Genomic DNA, 21077 nt, shown 5'->3' with positions numbered 1-21077 from the left:
TTCGCGTCTTCCTGGCCACGGAATACCGCGGCGCGGAGGGGATTGGATGCACAGCTTAGCAATCCCAGGCCCGCAGCCCAGCGCGGCTCAGACCGGCGCCAGCGTCGCCATGTCCCAGCGCGGTACCGCACGGATCGCAGCATCGTCCAGCTGGCCGGCCGCGAGCCGCAGCGCGCCGGCGAAGGCGATCATCGCGCCGTTGTCGGTGCACAGCGCCGGGCGCGGGAAGCAGGCACGGCCTCCGCGCTTTTCGCACAGCTCCGCCAGCCTCGCGCGCAGGCGCGCATTGGCGCCGACACCGCCGGCGACCACCAGGGTGCCGCAGCCGGCCGCCTCCAGCGCGCGCGCGCACTTGATCGCCAGCGTGTCCACCACCGCCTCCTCGAATCCGCGCGCGATGTCGGCGCGGGTCTGGTCCGACTGGTCGCTGCCCTGCCAGGCCAACAGCACCTGCGTCTTCAGGCCGCTGAAGGAAAAATCCAGCCCGGGGCGGTCGGTCATCGGCCGCGAAAACCTGAACCGGCCGGGGACGCCCTGTTCCGCCAGCGCCGCCAGCTGCGGCCCGCCCGGATACGGCAGGCCCATCAGCTTGGCGGTCTTGTCGAAGCCTCGCCGGCGGCATCGTCCAGGGTTTCGCCCAGCAGGCGGTAGCGGCCGATGGCATCCACCGCCACCAGCTGGGTATGCCCGCCCGAGACCAGCAGCGCCACGAACGGCGGCCGCGGGGCGTCGTCCTCGATCAGCGGCGCCAGCAGGTGGCCCTCCATGTGGTGCACGCCGATCGCCGGCACGTCCAGCGCCCAGGCCAGCGACCGCGCCACCCCCCGCGCCCACCAGCAGCGCGCCGACCAGGCCCGGGCCGGCCGTATAGGCCACGCCGTCGAGGTCGGCGGTGCTCAGGCCGGCCTCGGCCAGGGTCTGGCGGATCAGCGGCAGCAGCTTGCGCACGTGGTCGCGGCTGGCCAGCTCCGGCACCACCCCGCCGTACTCGGCGTGCAGGGCGATCTGGCTGTACACCGCCTGCGCGCGCAGGCCGGCCGCGCCGCCGATGGCGGTGTCGTAGACCGCCACCCCGGTTTCGTCGCAGGAGGACTCGATACCCAATACCTTCATGCGCTTATCTTGCGCCGAAACGGAGGCCACTGCTATCATGCGCGGCTCGCCCACCCGACCGGGCGACTTCTCCAGCCACGAGATTCCCCGATGCCCAGCGTCAAAGTCCGCGAAAACGAACCGTTCGAGTTTGCCCTGCGCCGCTTCAAGCGCACCTGCGAGAAGGCCGGCGTGCTGGCCGAGACCCGCAAGCGCGAGTTCTACGAGAAGCCGACCCAGGAGCGCAAGCGCAAGGCCGCGGCGGCGGTGAAGCGCCAGGCGCGCCGCGCCTCGCGCGACGTCACCAAGCGCCAGCGCCTGTACTGAGCGCGGTGGTTGAGCGCGAAAGCCGGCACGCGCAAGCGTGGCCGGCTTTTCGCGTTTTTGCCTCCCGACCCATCCCGCCCCATGTTGCCGATCCCGCTGATCGGCCCTGCCCGGAGCATCCCATGAGCCTCAAGCAACAGCTGAACGACGACATGAAGGCCGCGATGAAGGCCGGCGAGAAGGACCGCCTGGCGGTGATCCGGCTGATCAACGCCGCCATCAAGCAGAAGGAAGTGGACGAGCGCGTGGAGATGACCGACGCGCTGGTACTGGCGGTGCTGGAAAAAATGGTCAAGCAGCGCAAGGACTCGATCGCCCAGTACGAGGCCGCCGCGCGCGCGGACCTCGCCGCGCAGGAGCGCTACGAAATGGGCGTGATCGAGGCCTACCTGCCGGCCAGGCTGGGCGAGGCCGCCATCCTGGCCGAGATCGACAAGGCCATCGCGGCCACCGGTGCGGCCTCCGCCGCCGACATGGGCAAGCTGATGGGCGTGCTCAAGCCCGCGCTGGCCGGACAGGCCGACATGGGCCTGGTCTCGAAGCTGGTCAAGCAGCGGCTGGGCTGAGCGATGGCCGGCGCGCGCGTACTGTCGATCCGCCCGGCCACCGCGGACGACGTCCCGCTGATCCGCCAGCTCATCGCCGAGCTGGCCGAGTACGAGAAGCTGGCGCATGCCGCGGTGGCCACCGACGACGACCTGCGCGCGCAGCTGTTCGGCGAACGCCCGGCGGCCGAGGTGCTGATCGGCGAGGTGGACGGCGAGCCGGCCGGGTTCGCCCTGTTCTTCCACACCTTCAGCACCTTCCTCGGCAAGCGCGGCCTGTATCTGGAGGACCTGTACGTGCGCCCCGCCTACCGCGGTGCCGGTCTCGGCCGCCACCTGATGGCCGCGCTGGCGCGGATCGCCGCGCAGCGCGGCTGCGGCCGCTTCGAGTGGAGCGTGCTGGACTGGAACCAGCCGGCGATCGACTTCTACCGCCGGCTGGGCGCCAACGGCATGGACGAATGGACCGTGCAGCGGCTGGAAGGCGCGGCCCTGCACGCGCTGGCGGCGCGCGCCGAACTCTAGCCGGCGCCGCCTGTACGGCCGTCCTACACTAGCCCGATGGCCCGCATCCCCGACGCTTTCATCGACGATCTGCTCGCACGCACCGACATCGTGGAGGTGGTCGGCGCGCGCGTGCCGCTGAAGCGCCAGGGCAAGGAATACGCGGCGCGCTGTCCGTTCCACGACGAGCGTTCAGCATCGTTCACGGTCTCGCCCACCAAGCAGTTCTACCACTGCTTCGGCTGCGGCGCGCACGGCACCGCGATCAGCTTCCTGATGCAGTACGACCGCCTGGAGTTCCTCGACGCGGTGGACGAGCTGGCCAAGCGCGTGGGCATGGAAGTCCCGCGCGATACCCAGCAGCGCAACGCCAATCCCGAGACCCGCGATCTGTACGCCGTGATGGAGGCCGCTGCCGGCTTCTTCCGCGCGCAGCTGGCACGCAGCGACAAGGCGCGCGCCTACGTCGAGAAGCGCGGGATCGCGCCGGAGATCGTCGAACGCTATGCCATCGGCTACGCGCCGGACGGCTACTCCGGGCTGCGCGACGCGCTGGGCACCGACCCGCGCCGCCTGCAGCTGCTGGAGCGCGGCGGGCTGTTCTCGAAGAACGACAAGGGCGCGGTTTACGACAAGTTCCGCGACCGCCTGATGTTCCCGATCTTTGATCGCCGCGGGCGCACCATTGCTTTCGGTGGTCGGGTGATCGATCCGGAGGATTCGCCGAAATACCTCAACTCGCCGGAGACCGCGCTGTTCCACAAGGGCCGCGAGCTGTACGGGTTGTGGCAGGCGCGCCAGGCCAACCAGAAGCTCGATCGGCTCATCGTAGTCGAGGGCTACATGGACGTGGTGGCGCTGGCGCAGTACGGGGTATCGCAGGCGGTGGCGACCCTGGGTACCGCCACTACGCCGGACCACGCCGAGCTGCTGTTCCGCAACGCACCGGACGTGGTCTTCTGCTTCGATGGCGACCGCGCCGGCCGCAGTGCGGCGTGGAAGGGGCTGGAAGCAGTGCTGCCGCGGATGAAGGACGGCCGGCAGGCGTTCTTCCTGTTCCTGCCAGACGGCGAAGACCCGGATTCGCTGGTGCGCCAGGAAGGCGTGGCCGGCTTCGACGCGCGCCTGCGCGAGGCCACGCCGCTATCCGAATTCTTTTACGCCTCGCTGTCGGCGGACGTGAACCTGGCCAGTCTGGACGGCAAGGCCCGCCTGGCCGAGCGCTGCAAGCCGTATCTGGCGCAGATCCCGGACGGCGCGTTCGGCGATCTGATGCGCCAGCGCCTGACCGAGCTCACCGGCGTCGGCGCGCGCACCAGCCCATCGCAGGCGCACGTGCCCACCCAGCGCGCCAACGCGCAGATGCGCGGCCAGCCGGCGCAGAAGCCCAGCCTGATCCGGACGGCGATCACCCACCTGCTGCACCGCCCCGGTTTCGCGCTGGAACTGCAGTCGCCGTTCCGCTTCGCCGCACTGCGCCAACCCGGGATCGACCTGCTGTCCGAGCTGGTGCTGCTGGTGCGCGAACGCCCCGAGATCACCACCGGCGGGCTGCTGGAGCATTTCGAGGGGCGCGAGGAACTGGGCGCGCTGCAGAAGCTGGCGCTGGTCGAACTGCCGGGCGAGGACAAGGACCTGCGCGCCGAATTCCTGGACGCGATCGCGCAGCTCGACCGCCAGGTGCTGCAGCAGCGGATCGAGGAATTGCAGCAGCGGCAGCGCAGCCAGGCCCTGGACGAGGCTGAGAAGCAGGAACTGCGCGCGCTGCTGCAGGCGCGCCTGCAGCGCTGAGCGCACCGCTCAGCCGCGCGCGGCGGGAAGCCGCCGGGCCTCGCCCACCACCTTGAAGGCGCCGAGGGTGAATGCACCGGCCACCAGCAGCCCGGCGCCGAACACCGCCTGCGAGCCGAACGCCGCCAGCAGCTTGTGCACCCACACGAAGGTGAGGTCGCCGCCGCGGTAGATCACGGTATCGATCGCGGCGCCGGCCTTGTAGCGCCACTCGCGCGCCACCCGGGTGTAGATGGTCTCGCGCGCCGGCTTGCCCAGCGAGAACTCGCCAGCGCGGGTGGCCACCTGCACCACCGCCACCAGCAGCGGCAGCGGCGAGGCCGCCAGCGCGGCATAGCCGAGGACGATGGCGAAGGCCGGAATCAGCAGCGCCGGCGCGATCCCGAAGCGCGACAGCAGGGCGCGGGTCACCAGCAGCTGCACCAGCAGGGTCAGCCCGTTCACCGCCAGGTCGATGCTGGCGTAATAGGCGGTGGCACGCTGCGGGTCGGGGTAGAACTGGCGCACGATCGCCGCCTGCTCGTTGTACAGCAGGGGTGCCCACGCCCACGCCGAACACCGTGAGCACCGCCAGCCAGCGCAGCAACGGCTCGCGCGCCACTAGTCGCAGACCGGCCAACACGCTGCCGCCCATCGGCACCTCGCCGCTGGCCAGTCGGCGCTGCGCCTCGCGCGCCACCGCGTGCCGGCGCAGGCGCAGCAGGCAGACGATGCACAGCAGCAGGCAGCCGGCCGAGACCAGCATCAGGTGGGCGATGCCGATGCGCTCCACCAGCAGGCGGGTGAGGATCGGCCCGAGGATCGCGCCCAGGGTCCCGGCCGCGCCGATGTAGCCGTACACGGCGCGCGCCTCGGCATCGCTGAACACGTCGGCCATGAAACTCCAGAACACCGCGACCGCGAACAGGTTGAACACCGTGAGCCACAGGAAGAAGGCCATCCCGCGGCCGGGCATGCCGCTGTCGAACGCGGCGTAGAACAGCAGCAGGGTGGCGATGAAGAACCCATACACCGCCGGCAGGAACACCCGCCGCGGCCAACGGCTGACCAGCCAGCCGTAGGCCGGCTGCAGCACCAGCATGATCAGGAAGGTGAAGGTGAACAGCACCTGCAGCTGCAGCTCCTTCAGGGCCACGCCGCGCTCGGCGAAGAACGCGATCATCCCCGGCGGGAACAGCGCGGTGACATCGCTGGACGCGCCCATCGCCTCGCGCACCGGGCGCAGCACGTAATAGCCGGTCAGCAGGAAGAAGAAGTACAGGAAGGCCCACAGCAGTGGCGGCGATTCGCGCAGGGCGGACTGGAACCGGGCCAGGCGGCCGGAGGCGGCATCGGAATCGGCCATGGGGCGGGCGGCAGGACGGCGATGCGCAACGGTACCCGCAGCGCCGGATGCGCGCCAGCCCCGCGCGCGCCCGGTCGCCGAGCAATTGCTCTAACCGGGGCGCATAGGTTCGGGCCCTCACCGCCGCAGGATCGCGCGTGTACGACTACATCATCATCGGCGCCGGCTCGGCCGGCTGCGTGCTGGCCAACCGCCTGAGTGAAGACCCCGCGGTCAAGGTGCTGCTGCTGGAGGCCGGCGGCCGCGACTGGCATCCGTTCGTGCACATGCCGGCCGGTCTGGCGCGGATCGCGGGGCTGAAGTCGATCAACTGGGACTACAGCACCGTGCCGCAGCCACAGCTGGGCGGTCGCGTGCTGTGGTGCCCACGCGGCAAGCTGCTGGGCGGTTCCAGCTCGATCAACGCGATGTGCTACATCCGCGGCGTGCCGGCCGACTACGACGCCTGGGCCGCCGCCGGCGCCACCGGCTGGCACTGGGACAACGTACTGCCCTACTTCCGCAAGTCCGAGGGCAATACCCGCGGCGCCGATGCTTTCCACGGCGGCGACGGCCCGCTGACCGTGTCCGACCTGCGCCACGTCAACCCGCTCACCCGGGTCTTCGTCGAGGCCGGCCGGCAGGCCGGGCTGGAGGAGAACGACGATTTCAACGGCCCGCGCCAGGACGGCGTGGGCCTGTACCAGGTGACCCAGCGCGACGGCGCGCGCTGCTCGGCGGCGGTGGCCTATCTGAATCCAATCAAGACCCGCCCCAATCTCACCGTGCGCACCCATGCCGCGGTCAGTCGCATCACCTTCGCCAAGGGCCGCGCCACCGGCGTGGTCTGCGCGATCCGCGGCCAGGGCTTCCATTTCGAGGCGGCGCGCGAGGTGATCCTCAGCGGCGGCGCGATCAACTCGCCGCAGCTGCTGATGCTCTCGGGTATCGGTCCGGCCGCCGAGCTGCGCCGGCTGGGCATCGAGGTCGTGCACGATGCCCCCGGCGTCGGCGCCAACCTGCAGGATCATCTGGACGTCACCACCCTGCAGCACTGCACGCAGCCGCTCAGCTACGACCGCATCAGCGAGGTGAAGACCGCGCTGCAGTACTACCTCGGCGGCCATCGCGGCCCCGGCACCAGCAACGTGGCGGAGGGTGCCGGCTTCGCGCGCTCGCCGCTGGCGCCGGACGCGCGCGCCGACATCCAGCTGCACTTCATCCCGGCGATGATCGATGACCACGGCCGCAACCGCCTGCCGGGCGACGGCTACACCCTGCACGCCTGCTTCCTGCGCCCGCGCAGCCGCGGCAGCTGCGCCTGGCCAGCAACCGTGCCGGCGACAAGCCGCTGATCGACCCCAACTACCTCGGCGACCCGGAAGGGTTCGACCTGAAGATGATGGTCGAGTGCGCCAAGCTGTCGCTGGAGCTGCTGTCGCAGAAGGCCTTCGATCCGTATCGCGGCGCGCCGATCTTTCCGAAAGAGATGCCGCGCAGCGAATCCGACTTCATCGCGTTCGTGCGCCAGCGCGCGGAGACCGTCTACCACCCCATCGGCACCTGCCGCATGGGCAGCGACGACGCGGCGGTGGTCGATCCGCTGCTGCGCGTGCGCGGCGTGGAGGGGCTGCGCGTGGTGGACGCCTCGGTGATGCCGGAACTGCCCGGCGGCAACACCAATGCCCCGACCATCATGATCGCCGAACGTGCGGCGGATCTGATCAAGGCCGGCTGACGCGCCCACCCGCGGGGAGCGTTTCCAGCATCGGCGGCAGCGGGCAGTGCAGCACGCCGCAGATGGTGCGCAGCAGCTCCGCCTCGACCACGTTCACCTGACCATTGCTGGCGATCGCGTCCACGATCGCCTCCACCAGCACCTGCTTGGCCAGCGGATCCAGCGCGTCCAGCGGGGCCCACACCGTCTCCAGCGCCAGCACCCCGTCCGCGGGCGGCGCGTAGGCCAGATGGTCGCGCGGCAGGATGCGCTGCAGGCCGGCCAGGTAGGCACGACGCGCGGCCGCCGGGTCGTCGGCGTTGCCGGCCTGCGCCACCACCGCCAGCAGCAGCGCGAACTCGCGCTGCACGCCGCCGGGCTTGCGCCGCCCGAACTGGACATGGCGCGCCGGCGCCAGCGCCTCGCGCACCTGCACGTCGAGCAGCTTGCCCAGGCAGTATTCGAACAGCGACACGCGGCCGTCGGCGCGCACCACCGCCTGCACCGCGGCCAGGAACACGTCCAGCTGCGCCCGCGGCTGCCGCCGCAGCGCCGGGAACGCCAGCGCCGCCAGCGGCAGGCGCAGCATCGGATGCAGGTCGGCGGTGAGCTGCTGGTGGATGCGCAGGGCATGTGCGGCCACCGCCTCGCCCAGGTGGCGGGTGATCGCCGCCTGCTGGTGCGCCTGCAGCGCCTCGTCGGCATCCAGCAGCAGGGCCAGCAGCAGCGGCATCACCGCCTGGCGGTCGCGCGCGAGATCGCGCAGGGCCTCCGGCAATGCGCCGACGATCGCGCCCGCCCGCTGCCAGTCGTCCGCGCTCGGGCGCGCTACCTGCGCCGATACCGCACCCGGCGCCACCACCACCACCTGCCCGTCGGCCGGCAAGCCCGGGCCGTCGCGCGCGGCCAGCCCCAGCTGCAGATCCTCCTGCAGTCCATCCGGCGGCGCCATCCGCCAGCCAGCCTGCAGCTGCTCCAGCTGCGCGCCGTCGAACCCCGGCTCCAGCGCGCGGATGCGCTCCAGCAGTGGCGGATGGGTGGCGAACAGCCCGGAAAACCCCAGCCCCTCGCCGAACAGCATGTGGCTGACTTCCTCGGCATGGCCGTGGCCGTCCAGCCGCGAGCCCGCCTGCAGGCCGCCGATCTTCTTCAGCGCGCCGGCCAGGCCCGCGGTCTGGCGGGTGAACTGCACCGCGCTGGCATCGGCCAGGCGCTCGCGGCTGCGGCTGATGCCGGCCTTGAGGATCCGCGCCAGCAGCAGGCCGAGGTAGCCGATCACCATCACCGCCAGCGCCACCAGCAGGATCGGGCCGGCATTGCGGCTGCGGCCGCCGGAGAAGCGCGCGCCCTCCAGCACCCGGCGCCCGGCCAGCGCCACCACCAGCAACCCGAACAGCACGCCGATCAGGCGCAGGTTCAGGCGCATGTCGCCATTGAGGATATGGCTGAACTCGTGCGCGATCACGCCCTGCAGCTCGTCGCGGTTAAGGCGGTCGAGCGCGCCGCGGGTCACCGCCACCACCGCATCGGAGGCGCTGTAGCCGGCAGCGAAGGCATTGATGCCGGGCTCGTCCTCGAGCACGTACAGCCGCGGCACCGGCACCCCGGAGGCGATCGCGACTTCCTCCACCACGTTGCGCAGGCGGCGCAGGGCCGGCTCGCCGGCATCCTCCAGCACAGGGGTGCCGCCCAACTGACGCGCCACCGCATCGCCGCCATCGCCGAGGCTGGCGATGCGGTACAGCGAGCCCAGCCCGATCACCGCCAGGGTCGCCACGCTGGCCAGCGCCACCGCCTTCGGCGACTGCGTCACCAGCCACACCCCGGCATCCACCGCCAGCACCACGCCGGCCACCGCCAGCGCGAACAGCAGCATCAGCCGCGCGGAGGCGCGGCGGGCGGCGGCCTGGTGTTCGAAGAAATTCATGGCATCCGGGCGCGGTCGTGCGCGTGCGCGCAACGCGCCCGCGCGCACGGCTCGCCGCCGTTTCTACTCAGAACTGCACCTTCGGCGCTTCGCGCACCTGCGCCTGCCGGTCGGCGGCGATCTCCAGCAGGGTGGCCGGCTGGAACCCGAACATGCCGGCGAACACGCTGTTCGGGAACACCTCGCGCCGGTTGTTGTAGGCCATCACCGCATCGTTGAAGGCCTGGCGCGCGAACGCGACCTTGTTTTCGGTGCTGGTCAACTCCTCGGTGAGCTGCAGCATGGTCTGGTTGGCCTTCAGCTCGGGATAGGCCTCGGCCACCGCCAGCAGTCGCCCCAAGCCCGCGGCCAACTGGCCCTGCGCGGCGGCCAGCTGCGCCATCGCCCCGGGATCGCCGGGATTGGCCTTGGCTGCGGCCAGGCCGGACTGCGCGGCCGAGCGCGCGGCGACCACCGCCTCCAGCGTCTCGCGCTCGTGCGCCATGTACTTTCTGGCCACCTCGACCAGGTTGGGGATCAGGTCGAAGCGCCGCTGCAACTGCACGTCGATCTGGGCGAAGGCATTGCGATAGCCGTTGCGCGCCGTCACCAGGCCGTTGTAGATGCCCGCCACCCAGACCACGAGTGCGACGACGATCACGAAGAAAATCAAAAGACTGCCCATGCAAGTTCCCCTTGTTCATGCAATCGCTGCGACAGCGGCTAGAATCGGCCGGTCGTTGCAGCATACGCAGGGGGTCCTGCCGATGAAAGAGCGCATCCGGCGCCAGACCTGGCGCGCGGGCCTGATCGCAGGCTTGCTTCCCTTCGCACTGGGCTCCGCCGCCCAGGACGCCACGCCGATTGCCGGCACCATCACCCGCCTGCCGCCGGCCCCCGGCAGCGCGCTGCCGGCGGCACTGCCGGAACCGGTCGCCGCGACCAGCACCGCGCCTGCGCCGGCGTTCGATGCCTCCCGCTTCGAGGCCATGGCCGAGGCGCTGGTTGCCAACGGGCGCATCCCCGGGCTGGCGATGGCGATCGTCAAGGGCGGCAGGATCGTCAGCCTGCGCGGCTACGGCGTCACCGATGCGCGCGACCCGCAGCCGGTGGATGCGCATACCGTGTTCCGGCTGGCCTCGCTGTCGAAGTCGTTCGCCGCCACCATGGCCGGGATGCTGGTGAACGACGGCATGCTGCGCTGGGACAGCCGGCTGGTGGACTACGTCCCGTCGTTCCGGATGTCGCGCCCCGAGGCCGCCGCGCAGGTGACCGTGGCCGACCTGCTCAGCCACCGCACCGGGCTGCCGCGCAACGCCTTCGACCGCGACCTGGAAGGCAACGCCCAGTACCACGACCTGACCCTGCGCATCGCAGATGCGCCGATGGCCTGCGCGCCCGGCGAGTGCTACGCCTACCAGAACGTGGCCTTCAGCCTGATCGGCGACATCGTGTTCGCCACCACCGGCCGCTTCTACAGCGAGGAAGTGGCGCGTCGCATCTTCAAGCCGCTGGGCATGCACGACGCCAGCTACGGGCTGGAAGGGCTGGAAGCCAGCGCGCGCTGGGCGCGCCCGCACGTGCGTGGCCGCGGCGGCTGGGTGCCGCTGATGCCGAAGCCGAACTACTACCGGGTGGCGCCGGCCGCCGGCGTCAACGCCAGCATCAGCGACCTGGCGCAGTGGCTGCTGGCGCAGGGGGGCCATCGCCCCGACGTGCTGCCCGCGCCGCTGCTGGCCACCCTGCACGCGCCGCTGGTCCCCACTCCAAGCGAGATCCGCGGCTCGTCCTGGCGGCGCGCGCGCCTGCAGCATGCCAGCTATGCGCTTGGCTGGCGCGAATACGACTACGCCGGCCACGCCGTGGTCTTCCACGGCGGCGCAGTGCAGGGCTACCGCGGGATGATGGCGCTGCTGCCCGAACAGGACCTCGGCGTGGCCATCCTCTGGAACAGCGAAAGCGCGCTGCCCAGCGGCCTGCTGCCGACCATCCTCGACAGCGTGCTCGGTCTGCAGGGTGGGCGCTGGCTGGACGAGGACACCCTCGACGGCTCGGAAGACCTGCTGTACGCCGAACGTGCGGCTCCGCCCGGCGGCAACGCCTCGCGCGCCAAAGCCTCGCCGCCTTGAGCGGGCGGCACGCACCGCGGCGCGGCAAGCGCTGTCGCGCGGCGGTCGCCCCGACGCACGTACCGGTATCCCGATAAAAGAAACCCCTCCCGCCTGGGCAACGGGAAGGGTCTGCAGGGTGTGGCGATGCCAGGCCGGGAATCCCGGCCCGGTCGTGGACCTTACAGCGTGGACATCGGGCCCGGGATCGCCGGCATGGCGACGGGGGCCTTCTTCGGAGCGGCCTTCTTCGCCGCCGGCTTCTTGGCAGCCGCCTTCTTCGGAGCGGCCTTCTTCGCCGCCGGCTTCTTGGCAGCCGCCTTCTTCACCGCCTTCTTGGCGGCCGGCTTCTTCGCAGCCGCCTTCTTCACCGCCTTCTTGGCGGCCGGCTTCTTGGCGACGGCCTTCTTCACCGCCTTCTTGGCGGCCGGCTTCTTGGCGACAGCCTTCTTCACCGCCTTCTTGGCGGCCGGCTTCTTGGCGACAGCCTTCTTCGCAACCTTCTTCGCCGCCGGCTTCTTGGCAGCGGCTTTCTTCGCCGCCGGCTTCTTCGCGGCGGACTTCTTCGCAGCTTTCTTAACGGCCATGGTATGGCTCCTCGTCAATGGGTAAATCGGTAAAGCCCAGTACGAAAGACACCGCAGGTATCGGACCTGCGATCGACCGCCGGCGCGCCAGGCGCGCCGGAACGGATGTGGTGGCCGGCGCGGGCGAAGGCCCCTTCCCGCGCGAGCCGGGATGATCCCCGTCCATTAAAAAACCCGCGGCGAGTGACGCTGCAGGTTCCCGACCAGGATCCCGACGGATGCGGTGGCTCGCTTTTGCCCGAGGGGCAGACCGCCTTCACCCGCCTTCCGATGCTGCCGGTGGTGTGGTGTGAGGTGCCGCTGGCTCGCGCGTCGTGCTTGCTCACTTGCTTCCGCAGGAAACCTCTGCTGGGCGAAACCTAATCACGGTTTTTTCGAGTGTCAACAATCTTGCGAAAACTTTTTCCGACCGCGCGCCCGCACCGCGGCGCACGCATCGCGTCCTCCGCGCAAAACGCACGCGACGCATGCGCGAACCGGCACGCGAGACGCGGCATCGCGAATCGCTGAAAGCAAGCATTGGCGCGACTTTCAGCGCGCCGCGCGGAAATTCATCGCAGGCGCGCGTGCGTGATCCCGGGCGCCAACACCCGTCGTGCCTGGCACGCGCTGCATCCTCGCCGCAGCACGCATGCGGCCTCCCGGTTTCGCGTCGCACAACCCCGAATGCGCGAAAAATGCGCGAACTCCGCGCCGGCGCAACGTACCTGCGCACCCGTCGCGCACCCCGTCCGCGCAAGAAAAAAACCCGCGGTGTCGCCACCGCGGGTTCGACGCACGACGCGGGCGCTGCCGCGCTCAGTGGTCGTCGTTTTCCAGTTGCTCGGCGTAGTCGTCCGGGCCAAGCAGCTCGCCCAGCTGATCGGGATCCGTCATCTCCAGCACGAACAGCCAGCCGTCGCCGTAGGCATCCTCGTTGATGGTTTCCGGCTTGTCGGCCAGGGCGCCGTTGACCTCGACCACCTTGCCGCTGACCGGCGCGTACACGTCGGACGCCGCCTTCACCGATTCCACCACCGCGCAGGCGTTGCCAGCCTCGACGGTGTCACCGACGCTCGGCAGCTCCACATACACCAGATCGCCAAGCAGGCTCTGGGCGTGGTCGGAGATGCCCACCGTGGCCTTGCCGCCGCCTTCGACGCGGATCCATTCGTGGGATTTGAGGAATTTGAGGTCGCCGGGGATCTCGCTCATGGGGGGCTCCTGTTGCGCGGTTCGTGGGGATACGGGAAGTCTAACGAAGGGCGGCCGGGAAAGATCAGACGCCCGGCTGGATAGTGTTGTCGCGAACGAACGGGAACCTGACCACCCGCACCGGCACCTCGCGGCCGCGGATGTCCACCCGCACCTGGCCTGGATCGCCGGCCGGGATGCGCGCGAACGCGATCGCCTTGCCGATGGTCGGCGAGAACGTGCCGGACAGGATCTCGCCCTCGCCCTGTGCGGTGAGCACCTTCTGGCCGTGGCGCAGCACGCCCTTCTCGTCCATCACCAGGCCGACCATCTGGCGCGCGGTACCGGCGGCCAGCTGCGCCTCCAGCGCGGCGCGGCCGATGAACTCACGCCCTTCGTCCAGCGCCACCGTCCAGCCCAGCGCCGCCTCGTAAGGGGTGGTGGACTCGTCCATGTCCTGGCCGTACAGGTTCATGCCGGCCTCCAGGCGCAGGGTGTCGCGCGCGCCGAGGCCAGCCGGTTTCACGCCCGCCGCCAGCAGCGCGTTCCAGAACGCGATGGTGTGCGCTTCCGGCACGATCACCTCGAACCCGTCCTCGCCGGTGTAACCGGTGCGGGCGACGAACACCTCGACCCCGTCCAGCGTGGTGGCGGTGCGGGCGGCGAAGCGGGCCAGCTTGGCGACCGGCGCGCGGTCGTCCTCGCGCAACAGGCCGATCACCTTGTCACGGGCATTGGGGCCCTGCACCGCGACCATGCCGAACTCCGGCCGCTCGCGCACCTCGACTCCGAATGGCCCGGCCTGCGCGGCGATCCACGCCAGGTCCTTGTCGCGGGTGGCGGCATTCACCACCAACCGGAACCAGTCCTCGGACATGAAGTAGACGATCAAATCGTCGATCACCCCGCCCTGCGGGTTGAGCATCGCGGTGTACAGCGCCTTGCCCGGCGTCTTGAGCTTGTCCACCGAGTTGGCGACCAGGTGGCGCAGGAACTCGCGGGTCCGCGCGCCGGCGAGGTCGACCACGGTCATGTGACTGACGTCGAACATGCCGGCATCGCGGCGCACCTGGTGGTGCTCGTCGAGCTGCGAGCCGTAGTGGATCGGCATGTCCCAGCCGCCGAAGTCCACCATCTTGGCGCCGAGGGCGCGGTGGGTGTCGTTGAGGATGGTCTTCTGGATCATGGGCGGCCTGCCTGCGTGGGGAGGCGCATTATCCCAGACGACGACGCCCTACGCGCCGGTATCCGCGGCCGGCTCGACCTGCAGTGTCATGGCATCGCCGCCGGTGATGCGCACGTGACTGCCGGCGGGCAGGTCCGGCCCGACCACGTCCCAGTACGCGTCCGCGATCTGCACCCGGCCGCGGCCACCTTCGATCGGCGCGGCCAGCACCACCACCCGCCCCACCAGCGCGGCACTGCGCCGGTTCAGCGCGGGCTGGTCGCTGCGCGGCTCGCGCGCCCGGAACCAGCGCCGATAGACCAGGATCGAGGCGAAGCTGAACACCACGAATGCGCCCGCCTGCAGCAGCAGCGGCAGCTCCACCGGCAGCAGCCACACCAGCAGGAACACCGCCGCCGCCGCGAACCCCAGCCACAGCATGAAGGCCCCCGGCGCCAGCGCCTCGGCGGCGAACAGCAGCAGCGTCACCGCCGCCCAGGTGAACACGTCCCAGCGCATGACGGTCAGCTCCCCGGGCGCGCGGACGACTTGCCGAGGGTGTCCTTCGCCAGCTCGGCGATGCCGCCCAGCGAGCCGAGGATGCCCGAGGCCTCCATCGGCAGCAGTACGAATTTCTGGTTGGGCGCCTGCGCCAGCTCCTGAACGCCTCGATGTACTTCTGCGCCACGAAGTAGTTGATCGCCTGCACATCGCCCTTGGCGATCGCCTCGGACACGTACTGGGTGGCGCGCGCCTCGGCCTCGGCCAGGCGCTCGCGCGCCTCGGCCTCGCGGAACGCGGCTTCGCGGTTGCCCTCGGCCTCCAGGATCTTGGACTGCTTCTCGCCTTCGGCCTTGAGGATCGCCGCCTGGCGCAGGCCCTCCGCCTCCAGGATGTTGGCGCGCTTCTCGCGCTCGGCCTTCATCTGCCGAGCCATGGAGTCGACCAGGTCACGCGGCGGCTGGATGTCCTTGAGCTCGATGCGGTTGACCTTCACCCCCCCACGGATGGGTGGCTTCGTCCACCGCGTGCAGCACCTTGGCGTTGATCTCGTCGCGCTTGGACAGCGACTCGTCGAGATCCATGGAGCCGATCGCGGTGCGGATGTTGGTCATCACCAGGTTGAGGATGGCCACTTCCAGCTGGGCCACCTCGTAGGCGGCCTTGGCCGCGTCCAGCACCTGGAAATAGACCACGCCATCGACCTTCACCACCGCGTTGTCCTTGGTGATGACGTCCTGGCTGGGCACGTCCATCACCTGCTCCATCATGTTGATCTTGCGACCCACGCCATAGACGACCGGGATCAGGAAATGCAGCCCCGGCCCCATCGTATGGGTGTATTTGCCGAAACGCTCCACCGTCCATTCATAGCCCTGCGGCACCATGCGCACGGTTTTGGACAGCAGGATGATGCCGGCGAGCAGCAGGATCAGCGCAAGTACGGGTGTCATTCGGATGTCCTCCCTGGATGATGCGTCCAGTATAGGGGCGGGCGCCCCGCACCGGAGCACCGATGCGGGCTGCGACCCTTTCGCGCCCCGGCGCATCCACAGACAGGAATGACCGGCCCGACTTCCAGCTTCGCGATCGACGTCCCCGCCGCCCTGCTCGCCCGCGCGCGACGGCGAGGCGGAGGCGCTGGAGCAACTGTTCCGCTGGTTCGAGCGGCCGGTGTTCACGCTGGCGCTGCGCATCTGCGGCGACCGCAGCGAAGCGGACGACGTGCTGCAGAACACCATGCTGAAGGCGTTCTCCTCGCTCGACCGTTTCCGCGGCGACGGCGGCAGCCCGTTCTGGGGCTGGCTGCGGCAGGTGACGGTGAATGAGGTGCTGATGCGGCTGCGCCGCAGCCGCCGGCTGAACGTGGACGGCGACGCGGTGGACGCGCTGGCCGAAGACCTGGCCCCGCTGCCGCCCGCCGCCGCCGATGCCGCCCTGCCGCAGCACGCGCTGGCGCAGCTGCCCGACGCTATCCGCAGCGTGCTGTGGCTGTACCACGCCGAGGGCTATACCCATCGGAAGATCGCCGGTGCGATGCAGCGCAGCGTGAGTTTCTCGAAATCGCAGCTGGCGCGCGGCACCCGCCGCCTGCGCACGCTGCTGCAAATCGATGCGCCCGCACCGGACGAGGAGCACGCCCATGCCTGACGCCAGTGGCCACGAACGCCATTCCCTGCCGCCGCGCTGGAACGACGCGTTCGCGGCGTTGCCCCTGGACGCCGCGCCGCCGCAGGCGCGGGAGCGGCTGCGCGCGCAGCCCGCCGACGGTAAGCTGGTGGTGGACTACCTGCGCGACCGCAAGCCCGGCGCCGCGCAGGTCGCCATGCCGAGGGCGCTGCCGTTCCCGGCGTTCCATGTAAGCGCGCCGGCGGCGGGCGATGGAACGAACGTGCGCCGCGTCATGGTGATCGACAAGGACGGCAGGACCCAGACCTGGGAAGGCGGCAAGGACGACGCGCCGCCGGCCTGGGTGCAGGCGCTACCCAAGGACGGCCCGCACGCGGAAAAGCGCGTGCAGATCATCCGCCGGGACGCCACGCGCCAACGGCGGAACAAGGCGACTGACCGGAAACGACGAAGCCCCGCCATGCGGGGCTTCGTTTCGCATCGCACCGGGCAGGGTCAATCGCCTGTCCGGTTCGCCAGGTACGCCTTCGCCTGCTCGCCCATGAAGCAGCGGCCGGGATTGGAGCCCCGGATCCAGTCGTCGGGCGCGAACAGCTCGAACAGGCCCACCTTGAACAGGGTCGGGATCGATAGCGCGAGCTCCCGCTCCACCTCGCCGCGCTCGCCGGCGTTGTACAGACCGATGTTGTGCAGCATGGTCGCGACCGTGCCGGTCTGGACCCGGCTGCCGTCCTTGAGCAGCACGGGCGGCAGCACCTCGCCCTCGGAGACGATCTTGTGGTTGATTGTCGCCAGATGCGCCGCATCGTCCGCAGGCATTCGCATCTCGCCGGATTGTTCGCGTTCCATGCGCGGCGCCGTCAGCGGTTAGCCGCCGCGCCGGTCACCGCCGCAGGCTCCACCCATTCCGCGAACGCCTTGTCGATGTCGGCGTCGGCCACCGCCTTGCCCTGCTGCACGTCGTTGGCCTGGGTGAACAGCTCCATGATCAGCTGCATGCCGTCGACCTTGGTCTTCAGGTGCAGGCCCGGCGGCACGTCCAGCAGCGCCGACCAGCGAGCGCGCACCTTTGCCCAGTAGTCCTTGGTGGCGTCCCAGTAGGCGTAAGCGGGGTTGAAGTCAGTGTCCTCGGCCTTGCGGTAGTCATTGAAGCCGAACTCGCGAGCGATGTCCTCGCGGCTGCCGTCAGGCTTGCGCAGCACCTTGGTGTTCAGCTGCTCGTGGGTCCAGCCGCCGGCGACGATGGTGTGGCGGTTGATCACCTCCAGCGCGTTGTAGTCGCTGCGGCGGGTGTATTCGCGGCGCGGCAGCGGGCGCCAGGTGGTGTCGCTGGTCCAGGTGGAGACGCCGCGCTCATGCGTCCACTTGCCGGTGCCGCAGTAGCGCGGTGCGTCGTCGACCTCGAAGACGCACTGCGTCCATGCGCCGCGGGTGAGCTCGGCCGGGATGTCGCGCACCGCCCAGGTACGGCCGCCGTCGAACTCGAAGCGCTTGGCCGCCTCGAACGTCCAGTCCTGCCGCCAGTGCTTGGTGACGTGGCCGCTCTTGGGATCGACCAGCACGTGCTGCAGCACGATCTTCGTCGGCGTGTCCTCGACCACGATCACCGCTTCGTGGCCGGCCGCACGCTGGGCGGCGGCGCGCTCGTAGCCGGGCTTGAGCAGGGTGGTTTCGTCGAAGGCGAAATGGACTTCGTACCCGCCCTGCATCGCCAGGATCGCATTGCGGTCCGCGTCTGGCGGATCGCCCGCGAAGGCCGGCGCGCAGGCGGACAGCGCCAGCAGCAGGGAAACGAAAGGCTTGACGGTCATGTGCACATCCTCTTCGTGTCGAACAGATGGATATCTTCGGGGGGTCATGGGGGAGCCGCATCGCGGCCACGGGGATTGTCGAACAGCGCGTCGCCGGCGATGCCTTCGTGACGGACGATCCGGCCCGCCACGTCCAGGCCGCAGGCCGACAGCCTCGGCAGGCTGGCCGCCAGCAGCGGCAGGTCGGCGAACCTCGGACCGCCCGACACCGCGTGCAGGCGCAACACACTGGCCTGCCAGCCCGGCCCGCTCAGCCGCCGCGCCACGCGCCGCCACAGGCGTTCGCCGATGCCCAGCTCCGGCTCCGTCGTGCGGCTTTCCGGCAGGCCGGCCACCACCTGTTCCCAGGCCAGGAAGTCGGTGTCCGGCAGCAGGTGCAGGCGCCAGCAGCACCGGCCTTCGCCGTCGAAGAACTGCAGGCTCTCGCGCAGGCCGTCGCTGCCCAGCGCGCGCTCGCAGGCCACCCGCGCCGCCTGCGACCAGCCTTCCAGCTCGCTGCCGGCGCCGCTGCGGTACAGGCAGAGCACGGGGCCCAGCGCCGCCAGTTGCTGCGGATGCGGCAGGCGCGGCAGGCCGGGCAGCGCGACGGACGGCATGGCGCGCTACCACTCCACCTGCACGGAGGCGGAGATCGTGCGGCCGGGCGCGGTGTAGCGATCCAGTACGGCGCTGGTCGAACCGGCCAGCGGCACGTCGCCCGCCGCCCAGTACTTGCGGTCGCCGAGGTTGGCGATGCCCACGTTGAACTTCATCTGCGGGCCTAGCTGCCAGTGCGCGAACAGGTCGAGCACGCCGTAGCCGGGCGAGGCGAAATACGTGGTGCCCGGCGGAGGCGTCGGCATGCGGTCGCGGCGGCCGGCGAAACGGCCGGCCAGTTCCACGCCCCAGGCCTCGGCGCCGTAAGCCAGGCCCAGCGTGGCGGTGTGCGGATCGACCGATTCCAGCGGCTCGTCGGCGCTGCGGTCCTCGCCGCGCGACCACGACGCCGCGCCGCGCAGCGACCAGCCCGCCAGCGCATCCGCCAGCGCGCCCAGCTCCAGCCCGGCCTTCAACTCGACGCCGTGGATGCGCGCATCGGCCACGTTCTGCGACTGGTAGACCATCAGCCCCTGCTGGTTGAAGCCGGTGAACACGAACGATTCGATGAAGTCGTGGTAACGGTTGTCGTAACCACTCAAGCTGGCGTAGGCCGCCGGGCCGGAATAGCGCAGGCCCAGCTCGACGCCGTTGCTGGTTTCCGGCTTCAGATCGGGGTTGGCGATGGCGGTGTAGCCGAACTGCACGTTGGTGAAGCCGATGTTGACGTCGGCATACGGCGGCGAGCGGAAGCCGCGTGCGTAACCGCCGAACAGCGACCAGTCCTCGTTGAAGTGCCAGACCGCGCCGAGCTTGGGCGACACGCTGGTCTTGGTCAGGCCGCTGAGGGTCACGCCGGGGTTGTCGCCGGCGAAGATCGCGTCCATGTGCGGCTTCAGTTCGTAGCGATCCACCCGTACCGCCGGCACCAGCCGCAGCGCGCCGCCGACCAGTGCGATCTCGTCCTGGAAATACGCGGCCGCGTTGGTGGTGGTGCTGAGCGGAAAGTCGCGCACCGGGAAATTGTCGGGCGGCATGTTCGATGTGCTCGCGCCAGTCAGCGGATAGCTGCGCAGGCCGTCGCGGCGCTGCGCGGTCCTGGTGCGGGCCACATCCAGGCCCCAGGCCAGATCGTGGCTCACCGCGCCGCCGTCCAGCGACTTGCGGAAGTTGGCCTGCACGCCTTCCACGCGCTGGTCGAAATGGAACCAGCGCTCGCGGATGTCCTGCAACGTCGGCGGCGGCAGCGTGCGTTCCTCGATCGTGTACTGGGTGGTGACGCTTTTCTGCGTGTAGAGCTGCCAGTCGATGGCATCGGCGAAACCGTCCTGCAATTCGATCTGGTGTCCCAGCGACACGCGCGTGCGGCGCTGTTCGTCGCGCGCGGCCACCCGCGTGTTGTTCGCGCCAGTCAGCGCCTGCACGCCCTGCGAGGTCAACATGTCGGTGTCGGCATTGTCCTCGTTGCCTTCCACCGTCAGAGTGAAGCGCTGGGCGGCGCTGGGCGCGAACACCAGCTTGCCGAGCACGCTGCGGCCGTCGCGATCCTGCGGATTGGGCTTGGTGCGCGCGGAACCCGTGCCGTCATTCTCGCCCTGGTTGCGCGTTTCCTGCCCCTGCCGGTGGCTCACCGCCAGCAGGCCTAACCAGCTCTCGCCGCCGAACGCCGCGGTGGCGCCGGCGGACAGGCCGCTCCACTCACCGTCGAAGCCAAGCTTGAAACCGAAGTAGGCATCCTTGCCCGCCTTCAGGTAGTCCGAAGGATCCTTTGTCACGAACGACACGGTGCCGCCCAGCGCGTCCGAGCCGTACAGCGAGCTGGTCGGGCCGCGCACGACTTCGACCCGCTTGAGCGTGTCGAGGTCGACGAAATTGCGGTTGGCGTTGGAAAAGCTGCCGATGGAAAACGCGTCCGGCACCGCGATGCCGTCGGTCTGGATGCGCACGCGGTTGCCGCCGAGGCCGCGGATGCGGATGTCGCCGATGCCGAAGCGGCCGAAGCTGGTGCCGACGCTGATGCCTGGCTCGTAGCGGAACAGGTCCTTCAGGTCGCCGACCAGGAGTTCGTCCATGCGCCTGCGGTCGATCTCGTCCACCGTGTTCGGCACGTCGACCAGCGCGCGCTCGGTGCGGGTGGCGGTGACGACCACGCGGTCGAACACCTTGACGTCGGCATCGGCATCGGCGGATGCGGCGGCGGGGCCGGATCGGGTCTGGGCGTGGAGCGGAACGGCGGAAACGGAGAGCGCGGCGAGCAGCGCGAGCGACAGCGGATGCGAACGCATGGGACTTCCAGAGGGTCGGGGTCGTCTGCTGGCTCG

General features: G+C 70.1%; 16 protein-coding genes and 4 pseudogenes. 7 read left to right on the top strand and 13 right to left on the bottom strand.

Translation table 11 applies throughout. From position 1 onward, the window contains the following. Positions 1–87: 87 nt before the first annotated feature. Positions 88–1113, bottom strand: a pseudogene (gene tsaD, locus LJB71_RS04130) (tRNA (adenosine(37)-N6)-threonylcarbamoyltransferase complex transferase subunit TsaD). A gap of 90 nt (positions 1114–1203) precedes the next feature. On the opposite strand from tsaD, the gene rpsU reads away from it, so the two are divergent. From rpsU to dnaG, 4 genes are all read left to right on the top strand, one after another. After that, the gene (gene rpsU, locus LJB71_RS04125) at positions 1204–1419 is read left to right on the top strand and encodes a 30S ribosomal protein S21 (protein ID WP_031371286.1); all 216 of its coding nucleotides are present in this window, start codon (positions 1204–1206) and stop codon (positions 1417–1419) included. A 122-nt stretch (positions 1420–1541) separates the two neighbouring features. Next, on the top strand, positions 1542–1985 hold the full coding sequence (locus LJB71_RS04120) for a GatB/YqeY domain-containing protein (RefSeq protein WP_259303189.1): 444 nt from the start codon (positions 1542–1544) through the stop codon (positions 1983–1985). Positions 1986–1988: 3 nt separating this feature from the next. Then, positions 1989–2489 (top strand): GNAT family N-acetyltransferase, encoded by a 501-nt coding sequence (locus LJB71_RS04115; RefSeq protein ID WP_259303188.1) that lies wholly within the window; start codon positions 1989–1991, stop codon positions 2487–2489. Between the two features lie 36 nt (positions 2490–2525). Then, positions 2526–4259: a DNA primase gene (gene dnaG / locus LJB71_RS04110; RefSeq protein ID WP_259303187.1), complete on the top strand. Its 1734-nt coding sequence runs from the start codon at positions 2526–2528 to the stop codon at positions 4257–4259. A 9-nt stretch (positions 4260–4268) separates the two neighbouring features. Here the strand turns inward: dnaG and LJB71_RS04105 are convergent. After that, positions 4269–5604: pseudogene (locus LJB71_RS04105) on the bottom strand (MFS transporter). Between the two features lie 137 nt (positions 5605–5741). Between LJB71_RS04105 and LJB71_RS04100 the strand changes: the two are divergent. Next, a pseudogene (locus LJB71_RS04100) lies at positions 5742–7321 on the top strand (choline dehydrogenase). Here LJB71_RS04100 and LJB71_RS04095 read toward each other — a convergent pair. Further along, positions 7308–9227 (bottom strand): M48 family metallopeptidase, encoded by a 1920-nt coding sequence (locus tag LJB71_RS04095; RefSeq protein WP_259303186.1) that lies wholly within the window; start codon positions 9225–9227, stop codon positions 7308–7310. The pseudogene LJB71_RS04100 and the gene LJB71_RS04095 overlap by 14 nt on opposite strands. Before the next feature lie 67 nt (positions 9228–9294). Next, on the bottom strand, positions 9295–9891 hold the full coding sequence (locus LJB71_RS04090) for a LemA family protein (RefSeq protein WP_259303185.1): 597 nt from the start codon (positions 9889–9891) through the stop codon (positions 9295–9297). A gap of 82 nt (positions 9892–9973) precedes the next feature. Here LJB71_RS04090 and LJB71_RS04085 point away from each other — a divergent pair, with 82 nt between their 5' ends. Next, complete coding sequence (locus tag LJB71_RS04085; protein ID WP_259303184.1) at positions 9974–11335, top strand: serine hydrolase domain-containing protein; 1362 nt, start codon at positions 9974–9976, stop codon at positions 11333–11335. Between the two features lie 161 nt (positions 11336–11496). Here the strand turns inward: LJB71_RS04085 and LJB71_RS04080 are convergent, their stop codons facing one another. The 5 genes and pseudogenes from LJB71_RS04080 to LJB71_RS04060 all read right to left on the bottom strand — a co-directional run bounded on the left by LJB71_RS04080 (position 11497) and on the right by LJB71_RS04060 (position 15693). Next, a complete protein-coding gene (locus tag LJB71_RS04080) occupies positions 11497–11901 on the bottom strand; it encodes a histone H1-like repetitive region-containing protein (RefSeq protein ID WP_259303183.1) in 405 nt (134 codons plus the stop codon). Positions 11902–12699: 798 nt separating this feature from the next. Beyond that, the gene (gene gcvH, locus LJB71_RS04075) at positions 12700–13095 is read right to left on the bottom strand and encodes a glycine cleavage system protein GcvH (protein WP_259303182.1); all 396 of its coding nucleotides are present in this window, start codon (positions 13093–13095) and stop codon (positions 12700–12702) included. Positions 13096–13159: 64 nt separating this feature from the next. After that, the gene (gene gcvT / locus LJB71_RS04070) at positions 13160–14260 is read right to left on the bottom strand and encodes a glycine cleavage system aminomethyltransferase GcvT (RefSeq protein WP_259303181.1); all 1101 of its coding nucleotides are present in this window, start codon (positions 14258–14260) and stop codon (positions 13160–13162) included. A 48-nt stretch (positions 14261–14308) separates the two neighbouring features. Continuing rightward, entirely contained in the window at positions 14309–14758 is a 450-nt protein-coding gene (locus LJB71_RS04065) for an NfeD family protein (protein WP_259303179.1), read from the bottom strand. A gap of 5 nt (positions 14759–14763) precedes the next feature. After that, a pseudogene (locus LJB71_RS04060) lies at positions 14764–15693 on the bottom strand (SPFH domain-containing protein). Positions 15694–15913: 220 nt separating this feature from the next. Here LJB71_RS04060 and LJB71_RS04055 point away from each other — a divergent pair. Continuing rightward, positions 15914–16390 carry a sigma-70 family RNA polymerase sigma factor gene (locus LJB71_RS04055; RefSeq protein WP_259303178.1) on the top strand — a complete coding sequence of 159 codons (477 nt, stop codon included), beginning with the start codon at positions 15914–15916 and terminating at the stop codon, positions 16388–16390. 474 nt (positions 16391–16864) lie between these two features. Here the strand turns inward: LJB71_RS04055 and LJB71_RS04050 are convergent, their stop codons facing one another. From LJB71_RS04050 to LJB71_RS04035, 4 genes are read right to left on the bottom strand one after another with little or no spacing between them, the layout of a single operon-like run. Next, entirely contained in the window at positions 16865–17218 is a 354-nt protein-coding gene (locus tag LJB71_RS04050; protein WP_259303177.1) for a hypothetical protein, read from the bottom strand. An 11-nt stretch (positions 17219–17229) separates the two neighbouring features. Then, entirely contained in the window at positions 17230–18180 is a 951-nt protein-coding gene (locus LJB71_RS04045) for a DUF6607 family protein (RefSeq protein ID WP_259303176.1), read from the bottom strand. A 44-nt stretch (positions 18181–18224) separates the two neighbouring features. Beyond that, positions 18225–18776, bottom strand: a complete 552-nt coding sequence (locus LJB71_RS04040; RefSeq protein WP_259303175.1) for a Hemin transport protein — start codon at positions 18774–18776, stop codon at positions 18225–18227. A 6-nt stretch (positions 18777–18782) separates the two neighbouring features. Beyond that, on the bottom strand, positions 18783–21041 hold the full coding sequence (locus LJB71_RS04035; RefSeq protein WP_259303174.1) for a TonB-dependent hemoglobin/transferrin/lactoferrin family receptor: 2259 nt from the start codon (positions 21039–21041) through the stop codon (positions 18783–18785). Positions 21042–21077 lie beyond the last annotated feature (36 nt).

The organism is Thermomonas sp. S9, assembly GCF_024704365.1.
Taxonomy (GTDB): Bacteria; Pseudomonadota; Gammaproteobacteria; order Xanthomonadales; family Xanthomonadaceae; genus Thermomonas.
This window is presented reverse-complemented; position numbering and strand designations above follow the sequence as displayed.